Origin of the sequence: Zooshikella ganghwensis, assembly GCF_018263875.1 — a bacterium.
Lineage (GTDB): Bacteria > Pseudomonadota > Gammaproteobacteria > Pseudomonadales > Zooshikellaceae > Zooshikella > Zooshikella ganghwensis.
On sequence record NZ_JAEVHG010000025.1, the window covers coordinates 1 to 20,309 of the forward strand.

At 41.1% G+C, this 20,309-nt stretch carries 20 protein-coding genes and 1 CRISPR repeat array; of the genes, 10 read left to right on the forward strand and 10 right to left on the reverse strand.

From position 1 onward, the window contains the following. On the forward strand, positions 1-1,892 hold a 1,892-nt coding region (locus KHS79_RS22865), incomplete at its 5' end, for an RHS repeat domain-containing protein (RefSeq protein ID WP_325167769.1). Between the two features lie 18 nt (positions 1,893-1,910). Then, complete coding sequence (locus KHS79_RS22870; protein ID WP_212722390.1) at positions 1,911-2,189, forward strand: hypothetical protein; 279 nt, start codon at positions 1,911-1,913, stop codon at positions 2,187-2,189. A 54-nt stretch (positions 2,190-2,243) separates the two neighbouring features. Here KHS79_RS22870 and KHS79_RS22875 read toward each other — a convergent pair whose 3' ends face one another. Then, on the reverse strand, positions 2,244-3,161 hold the full coding sequence (locus tag KHS79_RS22875) for an ADP-ribosylglycohydrolase family protein (RefSeq protein ID WP_212722392.1): 918 nt from the start codon (positions 3,159-3,161) through the stop codon (positions 2,244-2,246). A 1,120-nt stretch (positions 3,162-4,281) separates the two neighbouring features. On the opposite strand from KHS79_RS22875, the gene KHS79_RS22880 reads away from it, so the two are divergent. From KHS79_RS22880 to KHS79_RS22895, 4 genes are all read left to right on the forward strand, one after another. Further along, positions 4,282-4,542, forward strand: coding sequence for a type II toxin-antitoxin system TacA family antitoxin (locus tag KHS79_RS22880; protein ID WP_212722393.1), 261 nt, complete (start codon positions 4,282-4,284; stop codon positions 4,540-4,542). Continuing rightward, positions 4,542-5,066: a GNAT family protein gene (locus KHS79_RS22885; protein WP_212722394.1), complete on the forward strand. Its 525-nt coding sequence runs from the start codon at positions 4,542-4,544 to the stop codon at positions 5,064-5,066. The genes KHS79_RS22880 and KHS79_RS22885 overlap by 1 nt, the downstream gene beginning before the upstream one ends. Positions 5,067-5,216: 150 nt before the next feature. Continuing rightward, positions 5,217-5,909, forward strand: a complete 693-nt coding sequence (locus KHS79_RS22890; protein WP_212722395.1) for a Fic family protein — start codon at positions 5,217-5,219, stop codon at positions 5,907-5,909. 435 nt (positions 5,910-6,344) lie between these two features. Further along, positions 6,345-6,698: a helix-turn-helix domain-containing protein gene (locus KHS79_RS22895; RefSeq protein ID WP_212722396.1), complete on the forward strand. Its 354-nt coding sequence runs from the start codon at positions 6,345-6,347 to the stop codon at positions 6,696-6,698. Between the two features lie 55 nt (positions 6,699-6,753). Here KHS79_RS22895 and KHS79_RS22900 read toward each other — a convergent pair whose 3' ends face one another. Both KHS79_RS22900 and KHS79_RS22905 read right to left on the reverse strand, forming a co-directional pair. Next, positions 6,754-7,311, reverse strand: a complete 558-nt coding sequence (locus KHS79_RS22900; protein WP_212722397.1) for an MbcA/ParS/Xre antitoxin family protein — start codon at positions 7,309-7,311, stop codon at positions 6,754-6,756. Further along, positions 7,304-9,934, reverse strand: coding sequence for a P-loop NTPase family protein (locus KHS79_RS22905; protein ID WP_212722398.1), 2,631 nt, complete (start codon positions 9,932-9,934; stop codon positions 7,304-7,306). The genes KHS79_RS22900 and KHS79_RS22905 overlap by 8 nt, the downstream gene beginning before the upstream one ends. Positions 9,935-10,115: 181 nt before the next feature. Between KHS79_RS22905 and KHS79_RS22910 the strand changes: the two genes are divergently transcribed. The 4 genes from KHS79_RS22910 to KHS79_RS22925 are packed head-to-tail and all read left to right on the forward strand — an operon-like array spanning position 10,116 to position 13,588. Next, positions 10,116-11,261, forward strand: coding sequence for a type I-F CRISPR-associated protein Csy1 (locus KHS79_RS22910; protein ID WP_212722399.1), 1,146 nt, complete (start codon positions 10,116-10,118; stop codon positions 11,259-11,261). Next, positions 11,258-12,034, forward strand: a complete 777-nt coding sequence (locus tag KHS79_RS22915) for a type I-F CRISPR-associated protein Csy2 (RefSeq protein WP_212722400.1) — start codon at positions 11,258-11,260, stop codon at positions 12,032-12,034. Before KHS79_RS22910 ends, KHS79_RS22915 begins: the two co-directional genes overlap by 4 nt. 1 nt (position 12,035) lies before the next feature. After that, positions 12,036-13,073: a type I-F CRISPR-associated protein Csy3 gene (gene csy3, locus KHS79_RS22920; protein WP_212722401.1), complete on the forward strand. Its 1,038-nt coding sequence runs from the start codon at positions 12,036-12,038 to the stop codon at positions 13,071-13,073. Positions 13,074-13,078: 5 nt separating this feature from the next. After that, a complete protein-coding gene (locus KHS79_RS22925; RefSeq protein ID WP_212722403.1) occupies positions 13,079-13,588 on the forward strand; it encodes a type I-F CRISPR-associated endoribonuclease Cas6/Csy4 in 510 nt (169 codons plus the stop codon). Between the two features lie 143 nt (positions 13,589-13,731). Further along, a CRISPR array of direct repeats spans positions 13,732-14,239; the repeat unit is 28 nt; unit sequence GTGAACCGCCATCTAGGCGGCTTAGAAA. Between the two features lie 93 nt (positions 14,240-14,332). On the opposite strand, the gene KHS79_RS22930 is transcribed toward KHS79_RS22925, so the two are convergent. The 7 genes from KHS79_RS22930 to KHS79_RS22960 form a co-directional block, all read right to left on the reverse strand. Further along, positions 14,333-14,818: an AbrB/MazE/SpoVT family DNA-binding domain-containing protein gene (locus tag KHS79_RS22930; protein ID WP_212722405.1), complete on the reverse strand. Its 486-nt coding sequence runs from the start codon at positions 14,816-14,818 to the stop codon at positions 14,333-14,335. A gap of 284 nt (positions 14,819-15,102) precedes the next feature. Continuing rightward, positions 15,103-15,465, reverse strand: a complete 363-nt coding sequence (locus tag KHS79_RS22935; RefSeq protein ID WP_212722407.1) for a hypothetical protein — start codon at positions 15,463-15,465, stop codon at positions 15,103-15,105. Between the two features lie 307 nt (positions 15,466-15,772). Further along, positions 15,773-16,318 (reverse strand): hypothetical protein, encoded by a 546-nt coding sequence (locus KHS79_RS22940; RefSeq protein WP_212722409.1) that lies wholly within the window; start codon positions 16,316-16,318, stop codon positions 15,773-15,775. Between the two features lie 36 nt (positions 16,319-16,354). Then, positions 16,355-16,696: a helix-turn-helix domain-containing protein gene (locus KHS79_RS22945; RefSeq protein WP_212722412.1), complete on the reverse strand. Its 342-nt coding sequence runs from the start codon at positions 16,694-16,696 to the stop codon at positions 16,355-16,357. 43 nt (positions 16,697-16,739) lie between these two features. Then, positions 16,740-17,213, reverse strand: a complete 474-nt coding sequence (gene radC, locus KHS79_RS22950) for a RadC family protein (RefSeq protein WP_212722415.1) — start codon at positions 17,211-17,213, stop codon at positions 16,740-16,742. Between the two features lie 116 nt (positions 17,214-17,329). After that, positions 17,330-18,523: a hypothetical protein gene (locus tag KHS79_RS22955; protein WP_212722417.1), complete on the reverse strand. Its 1,194-nt coding sequence runs from the start codon at positions 18,521-18,523 to the stop codon at positions 17,330-17,332. A gap of 156 nt (positions 18,524-18,679) precedes the next feature. Continuing rightward, on the reverse strand, positions 18,680-20,203 hold the full coding sequence (locus KHS79_RS22960; protein ID WP_212722419.1) for a hypothetical protein: 1,524 nt from the start codon (positions 20,201-20,203) through the stop codon (positions 18,680-18,682). Positions 20,204-20,309 lie beyond the last annotated feature (106 nt).

Below are 20,309 nucleotides of genomic sequence, written 5' to 3' on the forward strand. Positions count from 1 at the left end.
AGTACGGTAATGGTGCGACAACGCTACGGGTGTTTGATGCCAAAACCGGACGTTTGCAAGACAGTGGCGCGTATATCAGCAGTACCACGCAAATTGAAGACCTGCACTTTGCCTACGACGCGTTAGGTAATCTCACTCAGCGGGAAGATAAACGACAGAAGATCCACGAGACGTTTGCTTATGATCAACTGAACCGTTTAACGGAAGTGACCGCCAAACTCAGTAGCAACACCTTAACCACCAGTGTGCAGTACGATGCATTGGGCAATATTACCCATAAATCCGATGTCGGTGATTACCAGTACGCAGACAAGTGTGGTAGCCAACAAGCCGGTCCCCATGCGTTAACCAAAACCACCGGCAGCCAAAATGCTACCTACTGCTACGATGCCAACGGCAACATGACCAGTGGTAATGGCCGTACCGTGCGCTATACCGCCTTTGATAAACCCGATCAGATCATTCGTGGCGATCATCAAATCGACTTGGTATACGGACCAGATCAAAAACGGGTACGCCGGATTGACCAAGGCCCTACCGGTACCTCCACAACCTACTACCAATCCGGTATTTATGAAAAGGTGGTCAGTGATACCGGCAAAATACAGCACAAGCATTACATCGGTGAAGTGGCGATTATCACCAAAACCGAAAATGCTGGCACAGAAGATGGCACAAAAACCAACTACTTCCATCGGGATCACTTAAGCTCAATCACGGCCATTACGGATCAAAACGGCCAAGTTATAGAACGCTTCAGCTATGATCCCTGGGGTAAACGCCGTCAGACCGACTGGCAAGCCGCAATTGATTTTACGCAAATCACCAGCACCATTACCAAACGTGGCTTTACCGACCACGAGCACCTAGATGGTGTGGGCTTAATCCACATGAATGGCCGCGTTTATGATCCGAATGTGGGGCGGTTTTTAAGTGCGGATCCGTTTATTCAGTTTGAAAGCAACTTACAAAGCTATAACCGTTATAGTTACGGCTTAAATAACCCATTAAATGGTTCAGATCCGACTGGATTTTTATGGGAGGATTTTACAAATTGGTTGAGCAATATCTGGGGGAGTAGCCCTCAATCAGGAGCACCCATTGAGGCTTATAACAATGGTGGTTCTGAAAATGGGCCTGCTGATAATAGCTATATTACTCCGCTTAGAGCAGAGTACCAGCCTCAGAAAGAATTGAACTACGGAGAACAAATCGCTAATGATGTCATGAACCACTACAACCAAATAGGTCGTGGTGAGTCGAATACCACTGATGGCAGTGATCTTCAAAATAGGCGTATGATGACTCCTTTGAGGAGGGAAAATTTTGGTAGAGTACAGCAGCCTTCGTATAATAGAGCACAAAGGAACTCTGATCCTGATATAGGAGGCTATTCCCCAGTTGGTGGTGAGTATTACAATGAAAACGGTGATCTAGTATCTGTAGAGGTTGCTAGTTATGGTGGACTAGTAAGCTCAGATGGGTTAACTGCTTATGACTTTGATCATGAGTCAGGCTTGTTAGTTAACCCTAGAGCAACTGGAGCTGTAGGAAATGTTTGTGCAATAGCATGCCTAGCTCCAATTGCAAAAGGCTTGTTATTATTCCGAAGTAGCTATGTCACTGTTACTTCATGGGCTGCAGCAGGTCAGACTGCAGATTTAGCAGCGGGTCGTTGGGTAATGATAGGAGGAGCTACCAGGTGGAACTTTATAAGAACTGGTTTGTGGGGACCACAAATGACTGTGAGGCCTTTTTCTTTCTCTTGGGGCGCTGGTCAAAGCGCTTTTACTCCAGTTACGGGACAGGTTTTAAGGTCTAGGGTAGGACTTGGCCCTGGGCTTGATGGTTTAAAAGGTGCTTTATTTGGTCAGAGGTATCTGAGGTATTAAGTGGATTTACTTTTTTACATGATAACAATTCTTTTTCTTCTAAAAGTAGCATGGAACTTTTTAGTTCCACTACTTCTTGTTCGTATGGAAAAGAGTGGTAGCTCTCAAAGACGTATATCAATGATGCCTATTGAAGTAGTGTTTTGGTTGTTGGTTGTCGTCTATGCTTTTGTTAAAAACGATTTTTATATATTTGGTTTAGGATCGCTTGGTATAGCTTTTGTAGGTGCAGGTCTGATAGTTTTATCTTATATGACTTGTATTGTTTTCGCTTGGTATAAAACTAAAAAAAACTAATGATGTTGGTTGAGGGTTCGCTGGGATACTAGATTATATTTAGCTGTATATAAGTTAGAACCCTGGTTGACCCTCCTGTTTGATAAATAGCTTTTCAGCAAATTTGATTATTTCGTTGCTACGTTCAACGGCTTTAGCCTTATTTTTAATAGATAAGCTTCCGTTAAACGCTCCCCAAATTGCACCAGCCATAGAGCTAATTGTATCAGTATCCCCACCGAGTTTGATTACTTGGTCTAGCATTGAATCAAATTCCTGGTTCCTAAATTTTAACGAAAAGTAAATGGCTGTAACGCATGATTGTGGTGCTGCTATTCCATTGCCTAAATTACTTATAATTTTTCTGAGTTTTATGTCGGATTGCTTTAAAGCTTCAGCGCAAAAAGTAATTTTACTTTTATAATCTTTTGAGTCGCATTGGCGAAACAAATATTCCAAGATTGCTTCGTTGCTGAATTTTTGAAACGCTATTTGGGTTGCAAGTGCTATTAATTTAGCACCTTCAATTCCTAGTGGGTGTGCATGAGTAATTTCAGCGCTTCTAATAACACTGTTCAATAATTCGTGAGTATTGGAAGGGAAGCACATTGCTAATATGGGAGCTCTCATTGCTGCACCATTTCCAAATGACCCAGTTTTAAATTTTTTTTTGTTGATTTCCTTCCAGTGAACTCCCCTTTTTATGAGCTTTAAAAGTTGTGAGGTTGAAGGGCCATAACCTCTTGACCATTGATAGCTTTCGGCAAAGGTGTGAGCTAAATGGTCTTGGTTGATTGTGCTGTTGTAGAGAAATGACTTTGCTAAATCAATAGCCATCTGAGTATCGTCAGTGTATCTCAGTTTTCCATCTTTTGTTTTACCTATTGCTTTCCAAAGCAATCTTTCTAGTGGGCCTCCCTCGTAGGGAGCACCAAATGCATCACCTATAGCAAGTCCTAGAAAGCAACCTTTGTACTGATCCATGCTTATCATGATAATGTTCCGCTAATATTTTTTGTTGATAGATAGGGTATTTCCGCAAGCTATACATTTATTGTAAAGCCCATAGCGACCATCAACTAACTTAGTGATGCCTCTACACTTGTTACAGTTGTAGGTTTTTCCCTTGGCCCAGGAAATCAACTGGATAGTACTTTGTATCGCTGATAGTGCTGCAAAAATAAAAACTATCATTCCTGCCCAAGGAGCGACACTTTTAGACTTCTCTGCAAGTGGAATCAATAACTGATGGTTAGTGAATGAACTTGGTATCAAATAGTATAAGAAGCTAAAAACAGCTAGTGAGAGAACTAATAACAAAAATGAGGGTAAAAAAAGCTTAAAAAGCATCCTATTTAAGTACAAAATTTATTCCTTATTTACAACTTAAACTTCCAGTATGAATTGTACATTAAGTGCCTGATAATGCCTATGGATATTGGTCAACAGGCTTGTTGTTTGCTTTTTGATCATTGATAAATAGCAAAAAGCCCTCAAAAGCTACCAATAATTTCAGGCACATTTTTCATTAAAAACAGATACTTATAGGTGATTCTGGCCAATTTGGTCAGAATCCCTGCCGATCCTCATGTTGATTCTTTTTCTTGCTCATTGGAAAATCCTGTGTTGTTGGGTGGTTGTAGTTCATATTTTTATAATTATTTATTTTATTTATTGTTGGGTTAATTATTTATATTTTTTGTTTTTTTGATTTATGGACTTTATATTTCATTAGCTAAAGAATTGCTGAGGTAACAATTAGCTTACTATTTAGCTGATTAGATTGTTTTAACAACTACTTATGCCCTTAGTGCTCCTACCCCGCCCCAGAATACCCAACCCCCTCGAAAAAAGTTCCGATAATTATAGTTATCGGCTATTTTTGGGTTGTAGGAGTAGTATACTATCAAAAACGGTAATACGTATTACTAAGTGCAAAAGCTCTAATATAGTGAAAAATGACGACAAACCGGCTGTAGGCCATTAATAGCAAAGGATTTCGCGTGCAGGCGCAGGACCTAGTCGAGATTGCCAATTACTTTGTGCGTGTTAAAATGACACGCTAATAATAAGTGTGCTATATTGACACGTATATGTTTCCGGAGACGAGATCATGTCACGCATTACCACCACACTCGATGAAACACAGCGCAAGCTGATTGATTCAGCCTTACCTTTATCAGGCGCTACCTCGATCAACTCTTTTGTGGCGGAAGCCGCGCTTGATAGAGCACGAGCACTCATTGAAGCTGAAAAAAGACTGTACCCCAATGAGGAGCAAGCTCAGCGTTTTTTTGAGGCACTGGAAAACCCTCCAGAACCTAATGACTATTTAAAAGATGCGTTGAAGCAGTTCTTAGGGTCAGATGCTTAATGGCTGATTTACCCTTTAAAACAATGGCATTAGACACCCATATTCATGATCGGCAGGCTTTTGATTGCGGCAATGAAGATCTTAACCATTATCTGCAACGAACAGCAAACCAGCATGGTCTCAAGTACTTATCGCAAACTTTTGTACTCACCCGTCGAGAACAGCGAAACTTCATTCGTGGCTTTTACAGTATTGGGCCTTGCGAAGTAGATACCTGTAAACTGCCAGCTGCGTTTATGAAAAAGTACAAGGGCTTGCTTGCCGTACCCTGTATTCGAATCAACCGGTTAGCCGTGGAACTGTCTGAGCATGGTAAAGGGTTGGGTAAAGTGCTGATTATTGACGCGTTAATGCGCTCACTGGTGGTGGCTAAATCGGTGGGTAGTGCTGCAGTGATTGTGGATGCCAAGACTGAAGCGCTTTTGTCACTTTATGAGAAGTGTGGCTTTATGGTTTATGATGAGTTATCTCTGTTTCTTCCCATGAAAACCATCAATAATTTATTTACTGAACTTGTACAGTAACTGCTTTATGTTCCGTGTGGAACAAGTACTTTCTATATTAACCAAATTCAGGCCACTGACGTGAGCATTTTTAAAGTAGACTGTACACACTATCTACTATCACAGCGTTTACTCACATTTTGCTCGCTTTGAATAAAAGAAAATAATCGTATGGCAACAGATAAACACTGGCATATTACGCCCAACAAAAATAAAGCATTAATGCTGGCAAAACGTGAAATTGCAGTGTTTGTACATGATGCTGTAGCACTGGAAGGTATTCACTTCACGTTCCCAGAGATCCAAACACTGTTAGAGGGTATTACCGTTGGTGGTTATAAACTCAGTGATCAGCAAATTGCAGTAAACCAGGGTAATGCGTGGCGGCACTTGTTTCACTCAATACAGCAAGGGACGTTTAAATTGAACGCTGACTATGCTTGTTGGTTGCATGGCATTGCAGGGAAAGAAGAAGCCATAGAGTGGGGTCAATTCCGTTCTGGAGGAGTCACCATTGCGGGTACTGATTACATGCCTCCCCAAGCCAGTGAACTACCTTGCCTGTTTGATAAAATGGTAGCGGGTGCCAAAGGGATAGACGACATCTATGACCAAGCGATTTTTGTATTCCTAACCATGGCGCGTCATCGGTTTTTCTATGGTGTGAATAAACGGATGGGACGGCTCATGATGAACGGTATATTACTCAATGCTGGTTACCCCGCAATTAACCTTCCAGTTAAACGAAAGCTGGAGTTTAACCAGTTAATGTTGGACTTTTATCAGTCTGGTGATCAAGGTCCTATGAATCAGTTTATGCGTTCTTGCCTGGATGATCGTTTGATTACTATTATGTGCGAGTAAAGCACAACGCATTAACCTTCTTTTTCGAGACAACTTTTACATACTTATAAATCAATGAGTTAGCGAATGGCCTAGAAAAGAAGTTAACGACCATCCATTACGCTACAGCTCTTTAACAATCAAGCTTTACAACGTTTTTCCTATAGTGAACCGCCATCTAGGCGGCTTAGAGAATGCCGCAATTCAGCCTCTGTAATGGATGAAAGTGAACCGCCATCTAGGCGGCTTAGAGAAACAAATCGAAATAATGACTACTTAACCCCCAGTGAACCGCCATCTAGGCGGCTTAGAAAACTTGCTGATTTTAGTGATTATTTAGCTGACGGTGAACCGCCATGTAGGCGGCTTAGAATGTAACTTCATTTATTCCCAGAAATAGCCAGAGCCAGGATGCTAACTATAATGATGTTTGGACTTTTTGTTTAAGGTGGCAACATGAGCAATAAAAATAAACCTGCCCCATTTGAATTACAGAAAGAATATAAGCTGGACGATGCCCCAAAAGCAGTAACCACAACTCAGCGTTTTGATAGTGTTTGGGATGCATTGGATTTTCCCCCCATTGAAGCCAAAAAGCTCAAAATTAAATCCAAGCTGATGATCGCCATTAATCAGGAAATTAAAGATAAAAAATTAACCTCAAGTGATTTAAAAAAGCAGTTTAATATCAGTGATCAACTGGTAGCTTATTTAGTTAATGAAAAGTTCGATGCGCCCAGTATTGACCAATTATTGGAAGTCGCATGGTCACTTAAGCTTCCAGTAAAACTCAATATCACGCATGAATGAGCAAGCAAACACACTACAAAATACCGCTAGTACGGTCTTTCACTGGAAGTACGTGTCACGCTAAATCACCATATTTCATGCGACTTAGCGTTTCGTAGACCCGCTCTATACCAGGCAGTGTAGTGAGCAGATCATAAGGTTTTCCATTGAAAGCCTCGTGCTCTGTCACCAGCCAACTTAAAAATACAGCTTCATCACCAAAGTAGTGTATGCCTCTTGTAAAGAGGCGACTCATCGCTAACACGTAGTTTGTCTGATGAGAAGAGAGAGTGTGTTGTTGGCTTAAACCTACATTTGGCTCAACTTCTTTATTTATCGTTAGGTCATCTGATGACATATATGCTTTAACAATAGGGCCATACTCATTAATTATAAAATCTATTTTATTGTGATCATTAATGCGTAAATTATGTAATTCCTTTCTATATTGGCTGCTCTCTGCTATCCACTGATCAATCCTAGTGTGGTTTGGATTATGGGTTGTTTTCTGTTCCTCATGTATCCATTCGGCACGCATAGCGATTAACAGTCCCAGGATTTCCTGTGCAGTTTCATAACGCGCTAACCTTTCAGACGTATTTTGGGCGTTACCTGGTAGATTATTTTCAGACATAATAAAACCCTATTCCTATACAATAATGCAGCGTTTTATCTTTTTGGCTGTGTAAGACGGCTGTCATGCCCTGTGCTTCTGTTAAGCCCATTTTCTGGCAATAATGTTGTTGTGCTTCCCATGATGAAGCAAGCCATAAGTCAATCGGCAGTGTTTCCAGCTGAACTTTCACAGGGGCATCAAAGATAGGTATGTTTGACAATACAGACGGCTTTAGTTGCACCGCCAGTGTTTGACTTTCTGTAGGCTCTCGCAGCGGATATTGCTGATAAAAACCCCGTGTTAATAAGTGTCGTTCATATTTGGGTTGCGTAATGAGCTTTACGGGTTTATCCAGCTGACTTTGCAGCATTTTCTGCTCATTCTTCGCCATAGTGGTCATGCCCTGAGTAGAACCAAAACGTAATCGGGCATCCAGCTCAAACGGTGTGTAGCCAACCTCTAACAACACACTCATGCGTGGATCAGTGTACCGGTTTCGTTCTGTTTCTAAACCAGGATAAGCATAATAGGTTTTGGCATCAGGAGCCGTATACCCATGAAACCCGATATCCATTATAAAAATATTGGGATGGCAAACCTCATATAAACGATGACGATTCACACGGCCTGCCGTCTGAATAATACTATGCAGTGAGGTCGGTTCGATAATCGCCCAGTCGAAGTCATGGTCACGACCTACCTCTTCAACAGGAGAGGCAACCACAATAAACATCACATCTGAGCCTGGACTACATTCAATTCGTTTTAATACCTCAGGGTGATCTAGTTGTTTTCCGTGCTGTCGGTTCAACACACGATCTAATACAGATTCTTTGTAAGCACGTGCGGCAAGGGTATCTTGTGCCGTATAACAGACGATATGGGTTGTCTTTGTATCGCAATGACGCGCCAGGTAATGCGTGAGTAAGGCAGCGGTTTTCACCCTGGCTACACGCACCAACCCAAAGGAAACACGCTTACCCTGTATATACTCATGATGATGGCAGTGTAATGCGTCAAATCCTGTATAAATTGTCTCAAAGTAGTGTTCCGCATCTGTACCTTTTGCCAATGGCAAAACTTGAGCACACTTGGTCACATGGTTGGCTTGAGCATGCTCTGTCATAAGCTGGCAGTAGGCTTGAGGCAATTGCTCTGTTGGTAGCAACTGAGGGGGAAATGCTGAATGAACCACCGCAACACTTGCCGTTACAGACTGTTTTAACGCGGTATAGTGGGCTAGTCCCGCTTGCCAGGCATCTTTCAACGCGTTGGCCTGGTAAGGCGGTAATGTTGCACTGGAACACACCACATGACGTCCTAATGCAGCTGCTGTTTTGACCAACAGCAGGAGTGCTGGAAAAGCTGATACGTTGTATTGGTCTATCTCATCAAGGATTAAATCACTGTGCATCAGTCGTGCAAGCGCTACGACATGATGGCCTTGTCTCCCTGGTTGGCTGGCCGCGATTAAATAATCAACGGTAGACACCAAAAACGGTGCGGCTAAAAAGCCATGCTGAGCTTCAGGAAAGCTAAACGCTAGCTCTGAAGGTAGTTTGGCTTGACTGACGGTATCAAAAAATACCTGTGGTTGTTCTTCCTCTTTCTTTTCATGCCAGGCGGGGTGATTATGCGCAAATACTTGTAGTGTGGGCTTGTCACCTATTACGACCGCTAATGTCTCCTGGTTTAAACCTAAATATTTACCCAGGGCATACCCTGATTGCAGTGTTAAACTACGTAGACCAAGGCAATAACTGACACGTAACCCGTTAGGCCGGAGCGCTGCCAGTAACTTAACATTGGCGATGGTTTTTCCGGCCCCCGTGGGTGCTGTGTTGAGTATCAGTAATGGACCTTCGTGTGCACCTACGGCTTGCAGTGTATTTTGCCAGGCATAAGGTGATTCGCCAGGTAACCTTTCCTTTAACCGCTGCATACTGCTATCAGGCAAGCTAGGTAATGCCTCATTAAATAAAGCCGCTGTAGTATGTTTTGTGGCATCAGCGACGGCTTGAAGGTGGAAATCAAGTGTTTGGTTATACCGAATTTCGCCAGCTTGTTGCATGGTATTGGCGTAAGCTGATGTGCCTGTCATTGCCATGTGTTGCGCGGAAACACGATGATCCGCCAGGATCATCGCGGCACGGGCTAACACCATCGGATAAAACCAACGCCCCTTGTCACTTAATGTCAGCCTGTGAGCCTCGTCCAGTAATTGCTGGTAAGGCTGCCAGTCAATGTCATCGACCAGGCTGAACGGGGTAATGGGTTCATGAGAACGACGGTGTGCTTGATCATCAAAAGCGATTGCTTTTGTAGGGCCTAGTAAAAAGTGATGGGTGGCGACAATTATGTTAAGTGCTGATACGCCATTATCTAATGGCTGGGTGCACAAGGTATTATCAGCAGTATTCAGTGCTTTTACATCAATAGTCCCTTTACTTCCCAGCTGCTCCAGGAGCTTGGCTGAAACCCAGCTGTGTTGGTAAGGATCTCTAATCGTGGGCTTGCCTTGTTGAGTAATGACTGACTCCAACATTGCCGCAAACCACTGGCCGTATTTTCCTAAGTCATGTGTTTTGCCTGCAATATACGCCAATTGCTGTATACAATTAACTACTTTTTGATGGTACATTTTTTTCCTAATACACGCTGTTTCTACTTATAATGTGCACACATTAATTCATGTAAAAGGTACCGTATTAATAGCGGATTGTTTAATTAATTCTGTGAAAGGAAATAAATAAATTTAAATAATAAGAATATTCTGATACTTTTCTAAGCCATCGTAGTGCCTTAGAACAGTAGGACAAATTATGTCGAAAGAGAGCAATCCGGAGCCTTTTAATGGCGAGTGGGTTGCGCGAAACAGGGATGAATTGTTGTCTATTTTTTCTGAATGTTTCGCCTCTCACTCCGCCAAGCTTGTTAATAGTAATATCAGTTCTACCGGTGTTAGAGTCAGTCGCCATGATCAGGCGAAAATGCCGTATATTTGTACTTCTTCCTTATTAGCAGCGGGTGAACCGTTAATTATCGATTGTACTGGTAATGCGGCTGTAGAAGGTCCTTACGCCAAACAGTTAAGAGCCATTGAGGCTGGACACGTCGCGGATATTGATCCAGCACAAATCGAGTTATTTAAATCCGTTTATGAAGAAGTGACGGAACACAGTGCTGTTTTGAGTGATGAAGCACTGAACCCAAGGCTTCGCCAAATTTATTTACCAAAAGACAACGCATATGTTGTCGCAACACCTTTACCCCCTTTAACCGTGATTCAATCATTACGCAATGCGATTGATCAGCATAACGAGGAGGCAAAGCAGGAACGTAGCACGTTAAAAAAAGGTGAAACGCCAGTTTTTCGAAAAATAGTATTGGCAGAAACGCCTTATGGCGGTGCCAATGCACAAAATGTCACCTCATTATTTCGGGCTGTTACACGCACATTGTATTGCCCTGCTCCCTCCTCTCAGCCGTCAATTAAAGAGGCATTATCCATTTATTATCGTGGGTTTGACTCACCGTTTATTCCTTATGCGCAGCAAGGTGGTATACCAGAAAGTGTGGCCGAACCATTAGCAGCAGAGGTTGCACAATGTCAAAAGCGTCCGTTAAATGCACAACAAGTGATGTGTTTACAGCAATGGGGTCATAAAGTGGGTCGCTACTTTATGTGGCTTGCCAATCACTTAGTCACTCTGGTTGCCCCTGTGGTTGATTCTATGTCAGATCTTCCTGAGGGAAAACGCTGTGTCGCAACACGACCTAACGTTGAGCAAGGTTTTTTTCATCCTAAGCAGCGTGATATGGCTTGGGTGAATGAAACTTCAGCATTTATTGTTCAGCGTTTAGCACATTACTCCCTGAAAAACGGCGAGCGTATGGGCTTGGACACAGAATTATCTGAGGCAATTGAGCATGGTGTAAAACACGTATTAATGGGAGGCAGCCAATGATTTTAATTAAGCAGCTGCATGTCTCTCGTTTAAATGCGTTATCCGGTGGTGTGGTTGTCAACACAACGCCGCTTACCGCGATATACGGTTTTGTGCACGCCCTGCAGCGCAAGCTGGATGAAACATTGGATCGCTTTGTGGTAATCCACCATGATAGTCGTGTACGTGGTGAACGCTTCTTTAACTACGACACGATGGCACCTGGCTTTTGTCGTAGTGCCAGCTGGATTAATGGTAAAGATTATCCAAAAAATGGTTTATCCTTATCCATCCAACCCCATATAGAGGCGGCTGTTACCCTCAGCCTATTAATTCATTGTGATATTCCTCCAGTAGACGCTTTACCACTGATCAAACAGTTTATGCATAACGCAAGGCTAGCCGGTGGGCCTGTTGTACGTTATCAGGATATTGTATTACTGGACGATGAAGCAGCCTTGGCTGAACATATCCATACGGGTTACTTTGTGGTTGAGCGCAAAGACCTCATCAACCCTGATCAGCCCGTGCCTAGTCTGATTTCTGCACTCGGTAATCAATCCATCCCCTGGTTATTTGCAACCAGTACTGGGTACCGAACGCTCTCTTCCCCAGAGGATCGTGAAGGGACCCGTTTATATGACCACGATTATCCTCACGCGTTTGTCGAGCCTATCCTCGGCCTTTACCAGTATGTACCGTTACGGCAAAGAATGGCAGAGCCTTTACCGTATTTAGCCGGTCACTGGGCAGATGAAAAAACATTTTTAATTCATCAGGTGGAGTATTCATAAAATGGCGGTTAAAACAGCAGGTGTATTAGCATTTCAACGCAGCCTATATGCAACCGATGCGCAATTTTACAGTGTCTTACCTCATCAACAGGAAAAACCTGTTTGGGTGATTCGCCATGGTATTCGTGGTACCCAAAATGTCAATAAAGCCACTGAAAAAGAATTTTCCAATATTCAAATTACCGATACCGCAAAATTAGATCCCGCTGCGGAAAAAATGAAAGTGGTTTTTGATATTAAATTTTTTGATTTAGCTAACTCACTTTTTGCTTGTGCTAAAGGTAAAAAAGATAAAGAAAAAGATACGGTAAAAAAATTTCGTGCGACGTATGATGCCTTTTTAACCCGTGCCAAAGATTCCCATGGTTTAAAAGAAGTGGTGCTGCGTTATGTACGCAACTGTACGAATGGGCGGTGGTTATGGCGTAATTTAACCCTTGCCAGTACCGCAACCATTACCGTGGTTAAAAATGATGAAACAGAGCATGGCCTTTCATTTGATGCAGTGGCGTTATCCCGTAAAGGCTTTACTGATTACACCGCTGATGAGTTAGCGTTAGCGGAACTGTTTGTAGCAAATCTACAAGGCTACGCAACAGATCGGTTTCGGGTCACGGCATTGTTAGACTTTGGCATGCCAGGTGTACAAGTGTACCCTTCGCAACTGTATACCTCGAATAAACCCAAAGGCTTTGCTCGCCCACTTTACGCAGTAGGTGCTGAGGAGCCTGTTCGTACTGTAGAGGATGTCATGCATTTTCAGGCAACCCGAAAAATGGGTCAGGCTGCATTACGGGATGATAAAGTGGCAAATGCCATTCGTACCATTGATACCTGGTATCCTGATTATGAAAGCATTCAACGTCCTATTGCGATTGAACCGCAGGGTGTCAGCCTTGAATTACAGGAGCGGTTTAGGATTAAAAAAGCCAGTGCATTTGAGATTATTCAGCAAATCGATGAATTAGATCCTGATTCGCCGAATGGTATGTTTATGATTGCATCCTTAATCCGGGGTGGAGTGTACAGCGGAGAATAATTCTTATGTTTTATGCTGACATCACCATCCCCTATACACCTAACAGGGATTCACCTGCGCGGGTTTTTTATGCTCTGAATGCACGCTTTAAAGATGCCCCAAAGACCTATGCGCTGGCATTGCCGAATTATGGACAACGAAATGCGCGGGGAATATTTCGGGTATTTGCCAAACAGCTTGAGTCATTAGTGGCGTTAAACCTTGCCAATGATCCCGTAGGACCTTTATGTGACTTTAAAATGCCTGTTCCTGTCGCACAGGATTATGCTGGCCCTTGGTGTGTTTACCGTCGCTACCGTGTTCCCCCCAGAGGGAGAAAAAACCGTATCCAGCGATTAGCTTATGCATTTGAACACAACCTGCCCCGTTTTGTGTTACACAGTCAGTCCAATCAGCAAGTTTATTGCGTATCGGTTGAGAAAATGCCTGTAGAAGAGGGGCAGCTTGGTGAAATCAATACGTGTAACTTTGGGCTATCAACAACAGAGCAGGTGACTGTATTACCTGACCTTTGAGTCGAGCACATTGACCCTTTTTTGGAAGCCACTTTTACACGCTTATAAATCAATATGTTAGCGTAGGAGCGAGAAAAAGGGTCAACGATCATATATTACGCTACAGCTCTTTAACAATCAGACTTTACATAGTTTGATCTATAGTGAACCGCCATCTAGGCGGCTTAGAAATTCGCTTTAGAGCGGGACCAGCAATCAAGCAAGTGAACCGCCATCTAGGCGGCTTAGAAATTAACGCCGAGAGCGTGCCTGGCGAGCGTTTTGTGAACCGCCATCTAGGCGGCTTAGAAACGAGGAAAAACAAAAATAGACGAGGATGTCACGTGAACCGCCATCTAGGCGGCTTAGAAAAATAGCGCGGGCTAGAGTGCTTTTCCCGACCCGTGAACCGCCATCTAGGCGGCTTAGAAATCAACAAGCATTCTACGGCAAGTACTGTCTGTGTGAACCGCCATCTAGGCGGCTTAGAAATGAAGGTGGTTTTTTTGCACCGACTAGGGCGCGTGAACCGCCATCTAGGCGGCTTAGAGATAAAAAGCTGACAAAAACTCCCATGTCCATAGGTGAACCGCCATCTAGGCGGCTTAGAGAATATTACACAGCAAGCAGTGGTGCTGTAGCACGTGAACCGCCATGTAGGCGGCTTAGAGATTACGTAACTTGTTGTATAGGGACATCTCTGTGTGAACCGCCATATAGAGGGTTGGCTAGATTACGAACTTGAAGACATTCATAAAGTTATTCTCACTCTGGTCTTCCAAATATCTGTACAACTATACTAGAAATATCTTTAGCTACTTCTTTCTCATACCCTTCATCTTGCAATAATTCTGGCAGAATATACTCCGCTAAGTATTTAACAACATCTATGGATAGTGATCTCTTTCCCGTTTGCCAGTCTGAAAACCTGCTGGTTGTAAACTTTTTACCCAATGTATCATTCAGATGCTCTACTGCATCACTAACCTTTTTACCATCAAGTTCATAGAGTTGCCGCCAATAACGAACTATATCAACATCACTTCTTTCAATGTTAGATTTTTGATATCCTTTCTCTTTCGCAATATTTTTAACAGTATACATATGTAATTTATCGGGTTGTGGGTCAAACTCAATATAATCGCCAATATCAATCTCATACTGTCTTCTTAGTTTAACCGGAATAGTGATAAAACAACTGTCCCCATATTGCCGCACTTTCCCCTTAATTTTCTCTATCTCTATAGACATATACACCCTCACAACACTATAATATTAAACGTATTCTCAATGATACGCGCCGGGGGAGGGAGGTGGTCCTGAACTCGGCACTCCATCAAATACGCTTAACACCTTAGCTTATATTTTTACGTTGACTTTCAATGAGTTAGTTTGCGGTGTTGTTAACCTCCCAATCCAGTATATTATATATAATATCCATATTGGTATATTTTTCAAGTTTTTTATATGTGTGAGGGTTAGCAGGGCGGGTATCCCCGTTTTTCAAAACGGGGAAGATGTCAAATATCAGCCAATTAAATATCGTACTTTTCTATAAACTCTTTGATTGTTGAGTTATACTTTCCTAACCTCAGTTTTACTTGATATGCCTTATCATTATTAATAAATACTTCTAAATACTGTCTAATGTATAATCTGAGATTGATATCAAATTCATTGATATTTCTTAATTCAATTGTATCTTCATATTCTTCATTATCTTCAAAAACTACAGTAAATTTACATTGATGAAAGTCCTTTTTATTAGTTGGTGCAGTCTCTTTCCACTTTCTTAGTGTTCTGTTTGCGTCACTGTATGACGTAACCTTTTCATTTAAGCTGTTTTTTCCGCCTTCTAAACGAATAAGTACAATGTATTTAACTTGAATTTTGCTCATTTTCTTACCTTAGTTCTCAATGATAACTACAAGATTGAGGTGGTGGTGGTGGTAATTCCCCAGTCTTGAATTTATATATTAAACCCATTATGGTTTTACTTGCAAGTTATTTATTTTTATTTAGGCAAAAAAAACAGCCTAAATCGGCTGTTTTTTTAATTACTATCAAGTTTACTTTCTAATTGTTAAATCTTTTAAGTATTTATAATTCTATCTTCGAATTCACTGTGTACTTTCAAAACGTGTGTTATTAAATTTTTTTGGCTTATCGTTTGCCGGCCTTGAGAACTCGATATATTATATACAATCAATCAGGTTCTTGTGTATTTGATATTAATATTTCTAAATCCTCTTTTGAAATATTTTTATACCGCTTGAAAAATAAAGGTAAATCACGCTTGGAGTTATCTATAATACGTACAGTGTACTTACTATTATGACGATCGAATAATATATTTAAGTCTCCAAAGTACACAGCTTTATTTGCTTTAACTTCAAACGGTACAGAAAAATCACCCCTTAATGTATAATTATAAGCATACTGGTAAAAACTCCATAATTCATAATTACCAGCAGGTAACTCTAAAGCTACTAACCTTCCTATATAATATGGGTTGCTCCAATCTAATGGATTATCATTTGTCCATAATGATAATTCATCAGTAACTCGTTCAGAGGCGTATGATTTTCCATGCAAAAAAATAGAATAATTACCAATATGGCCATTTGATGAGACAGAAAATACAGCTAATCCATAGTTAGGCTTAGTATTTAAATCATAGTTAAGTGGCACATTAACAGCCACGCATGACGTTAATAACAGTGATAAAACACACAGATACTTCTTAACCATCGAAAATATACCTATAATTAGTATTCTAACTTTCTCTTATCCTTGAATATTTGTTAAATCACTAGTGACATCGACCACACCTGCATAAATTAATAATAACCTCCAAGCTGAGTAAGGTATTTTCCTATGCTCATCGTTTCCTTCAGGCGTTTTCCACTTTCTTACTGTAGTTGAGCCTTTCTTTGACCAACTCACACCCACTAGTATCGCTGTTTGCCTCTGAGACCAGCCTGCAAGCTTTATCAGTTGCCCAACCTCAGCAGCCGTAGGTGATAGATAATTCTCATCTGAAAAAGGCAAGCAACATGGGCGATTTTTAAATGCCTGAAGATTTTGAGGCAAGCTATTTGCCTGATATACAGGAGATTTTTCACTCATTTTTTTACCTCAAACTATTAAAGGGGCAATATGCCCCATTTAATTACAGCAAGCCGTGTTCAGAAAAGCTGTAACTGTCTTTACATGAAACGACAATATGATCAAGAACTCTGATGTCAAAGAGATCCAAAGCATCAAATAAGCACTTAGTGATACCTTTATCAGCTCTTGAAGGCTCACAATCACCAGATGGATGGTTATGTGTAAATACGACAGCAGCAGCATTAACTATTAGTGCCTCTTTAACTACCTCTCTCGGGTAAACTGAAGTTACATTGATCGTCCCACGGAAAAGTTGGCTAAACTTGATCAACCTATGTCGGTTATCTAAGAAGAGAATACCAAAAACTTCATGCTCCAAATGTCCTATCTGGAGGCGACAGAATGTTTTAACGTCTGATGGGCTTTCAACAAGCAAATCTTCACGTTTATACAAGTCACTGAGAATAGACACTGCTTCATTAATTACAGATTTTTGAGCTTCACTTAACATGGATAATTCCCGCTTAAAGGTCATGACGGAATGCCCGACCAGATGAAGCTATTATAAACCACCCCAATGGGGCGGTCAATATTTATTTTTTAATTCTAAAACTACAAATTGTGGTTTTCCCCTTCTTTTCCTTCAGCCCATCAATTGCAAACCACAAGAGATAACTGCGTTTCTGGTAATCTATGCCGAGTTTGACCATTTTCTGTTTCATAGCTAAGAAGAACACCACGCTCACTCAAAATATCAACAATGGCTTTTGCTGTTGATTCTTTAACCTTCAGCGCTCTTCTTAGGTTAGTTCTAAAACCACTTACAACTGTTCTATTATTAATCAATTCTGAAGCTTGTGCTACTAGTTGTTCAATCTCACTCGATTCTTGTTTTTTCTTACTCTTTGCTTTAATTTCTTTCTCACTCTCACCCAAAAAAACCTTACCCTGAATCTCACTCTCACCAGAAAAAACCTCACCCTGTTTATTACCCACCTTGATACTATTGTGCTGTGGCTGGGTGAAATTTAGAGTAAGATCCGCAAAACTATAATTTATAGGGTAAGGTTGGGTGATGTTAGATACTGTTTTTTGGGTTAGGTTGCTACCATCTCTTTTACTTTCAGACTGTAATTCAGCTTCATATTTATGATTATTTATTAAACTTTTTTCTCTAGTAATCCAACCCACAAAAACAAGTGCTAGTAGATCAAAAAATAATCCAGCGGCGATCACACCAACTGTATTGATTTTCACTGGATCTACATTAATTTTGAGTAGTGAAAATAAAGATACGACGGCATCAGTGGCAGCGGAACTTGCTTCTGTATCTACTGTTGACTTTTCAACTAGCTTAATCAGCTCAGCTTGCTTTGATTCAAGCCTAGCTTGTTTTACTGCCCGTGTTTCTTTCCTCGGATTAACTTGCATCCTGATTTCACTACGCTTTGTGTAAAAAGCGATTTCTCGGTTCAACTCATTGATATCTATGTTTAACTGTTTAATTTCACTCTCAAGCACTGATCGTTTATAGCTGTCTAAGCTTCCCTGAGCCTCTGTATTCAACGATAAGCTATTAATCGTACCAGTCACAGTTATAATGCTGATAAGTAGCGTCACCGCGAATATAGCGCTATCTACGAGTGTTGCATGTTTGAGCACAATCTTTTTATACGACTCAATGCGTGCAATCTCTGTAACAAGAATAAAAGTTAAAGCAAGTACGATAGCAATTAATCCAGCATTTTCAGTAAAACTGTATGCAAAAGCTGCAGACAACGCTAAAGAGCAAGCTCTACAAAAAAAAGCTCCAAGGTGATTGGCAGTTAATGTTGATATATGCATTGTTCATTTCTCCATTTGGATTGAAATGCTCAATGCAGTTGCGCTGGTTAGATAAAACATCATAGTTTACAATAATGATGTTGTTACTCTGGTCCGTGCAGCGCAACTGCATTGAGTCGACAACAGCCTTGTCCAGCACCACCTGGACAAGGCACCCTAGCTATCTAACTCTACGTCTACACTTTCAAATCTGAATTTATCAGCCCAGCTATAATCTGTAAGTTCTTCAGGAGTTGATTCATACTGACTACGAGAGTTTTTCTTCATATTTTTAGTGTTAGTAGCTTCATCTAACGCTTTAGTTTTCTTTTCTTGCCTCTGATTATCAGCAAGCCGATATTTCATACCTGTTTCGACATATTTCAGCATTCCAGCAAGTGTTGATTGCTTGCTTTTACTTTTTGCATGAGTTTCGTAGTCAACAACAAGAGCTTTTACATAGAGCGCATCAATTGCTGTGTGTTTGTTTTCTTCAATGTAGTTTTCAATAAATTCATCTTTTAATTTTCCATACTGATCAATATTTGTACTCTCATTAGTAGTAGTTGTATTTATATTGTTATAAATGTCTTTTTGGGGTGCGCTACAGCCCTCGTCAGCCGTAGCCTGTAGAGGAGGTAATGTCCCTGAGCAACCATTCGTGAATGACCCTGAGCAACCATTCACTGATTTTAGTGGGCTGTAGCCATTTTCGAGTAATGACCCTGAGCAACCATTCACTGATTTTAGTGGGCTGTAGCCATTTTCGGGTAATGACCCTGAGCAACCATTCGTGGATGTCCCTGAGCAACCATTCACTGATTTTAGTGGGCTGTAGCCATTTTTGGGTAATGACCCTGAGCAACCATTCATTGAATTTACTGAGCTGTCAGCTAATTTGGGCACTTTTCTTTCGAATAATTGATCTTTGTGTAACGACTGCTCTAATGAACAATGAATGACTGAGTGCTCATTCTTTTTAGACTCTAATTCTTTGTTAATTAACGCCGATAGAGTTGATCTATTAATCTGGTACCAGGTTGTGCGCTTAGGTTTCGTAATGGAGTTTTCAGATATGAGTGATAAAGATTTTAGAATGTCACGGGCTTTGGCTTGCTCTTTTCGATTTAAAGAAGTCTCAACTTCCCACTCACGGAACGTTTTGTAGAACCATCCGTTTCGAGATTGAGCTGTGGGGTTATTGGACCAAAACAGCATTTTTGCTAAGAGAATGGCAGAGTTAACTGAGTTAGTGATATGCCTCAGAAGTGGTGGAAACTGTATATACTCTTCAAAAATAACGGATGACGGATCAACTTGTAGCTCAATACCCTTGTCTTGTAATAAACCAATTAACTTTTGGTTTAAAACATCTTTATTGACTTGATACCAAGTTGCTTTGTTTGGGGCCTTACCAAAGAGCTTAACTGCTGCCGTTTCTTCAAATATTAGATTTTGCTTGCATAGTGTTTTGCGAGCTGTTCTTTGTTCCTGTCGAGTCAAAGAAGTCTCAACTTCCCACTCACGGAATGTTTTGTAGAACCATCCGTTTCGAGATTGAGCTGTGGGGTTATTGGACCAAAACAGCATTTTTGCTAAGAGAATGGCAGAGTTAACTGAGCCAGTGACATCTCTTAGGCTGGGTGGGAACTGTACATAGTTTTCGAAGGCGAATGTAACTGATGTATTTGTATTGCTCATTCTTATAAAGCCTTAAACTTCTGGCATTTAGAGCAATCAAACAGTTGTTTAGTATGATAGCTTGCTTGTAATTATTTTGACACTAGCAAAATTTGTATCATCAAGT